Below are 843 nucleotides of genomic sequence, written 5' to 3' on the forward strand. Positions count from 1 at the left end.
GAGCAAAGTGGTCAGCGCCCGGCGCGGGCCGCCGAGCTTGGCCGACAGCTCGTGGCTCGATGTGACCGGCAGGCCGGACTTGTCGCGGATCAACTCGCGGGCGGCGATCTCATGCGCCGGATTGCGGGTGGCGAAGTAGGCGCAGACGGCAAAGCCGGACACCGAGGCGCCGAGTTCCGGCAGCGCCGCTTCCAGTCCGGACAGATCGAGCTTGGCGGCATTGCCATGCACGTCGTGGCCGCCCGGACAAAAAACCACCGGATCGGTGCCGAGCGCGGCCTTCAGCCCGTCGCGGGCGAGGTCGCCCTCGGAAAAGCCGATCATCACCAGCGCGACGCGGCCGCCCTGGCCCTCGACGAGCGCGTTGGTGGCAAGCGTCGTCGACATCGACACCAGCTTGATATCAGCCGGATCGGTTCCGGCTTTCTGCAGCACCGCGTCGACGGCGCCGGAAATGCCGACGGCAAGATCATGCCTGGTGGTCAGCGCCTTGGCCTTGGCCAGCACCTTGCCCTTGTTCGGCCCTTCTTGCGGGCCTTCCGTTTCAGACCACAACACGGCATCGGTATAGGTGCCGCCGGTGTCGATCCCGAGGAACAACGGTTTTGGCTTGGTCTTGGCTGTCATTTTTGGCGGCGGTCCGGCTGGGAAGTCTGTCTGCCCCTGCCTTTAGCCGATGCGGGCGGGTCGATAAAGCTGCGAGCGCTGGGCCAAGGCGGAGATTGGCAGCGTTGGCCGAAGCGCCAACCTACCCGACAAACCCCACTTTCTTGTGCGTGCCATCGCAGAACGGCTTGTTGGCGGAATGGCCGCAGCGGCAGAGGAAGGCGCGTTGTGTACGGT

At 65.8% G+C, this 843-nt stretch carries 2 protein-coding genes; both read right to left on the bottom strand.

What is annotated here, in order from left to right; all coding sequences use genetic code 11:
• Nucleotides 1-627, bottom strand: a 627-nt coding sequence (locus EN925_RS37885) for a hydantoinase/oxoprolinase N-terminal domain-containing protein (protein ID WP_281040713.1), incomplete at its 3' end; no start/stop codon positions are given.
• A gap of 121 nt (nucleotides 628-748) precedes the next feature.
• A partial coding sequence (locus EN925_RS37890; RefSeq protein WP_206633186.1) for a CDGSH iron-sulfur domain-containing protein occupies nucleotides 749-843 on the bottom strand: 95 nt, incomplete at its 5' end.

It is taken from the genome of Mesorhizobium sp. M7A.F.Ca.US.006.04.2.1 (genome assembly GCF_004022915.1).
Taxonomy (GTDB): domain Bacteria; phylum Pseudomonadota; class Alphaproteobacteria; order Rhizobiales; family Rhizobiaceae; genus Mesorhizobium; species Mesorhizobium ciceri.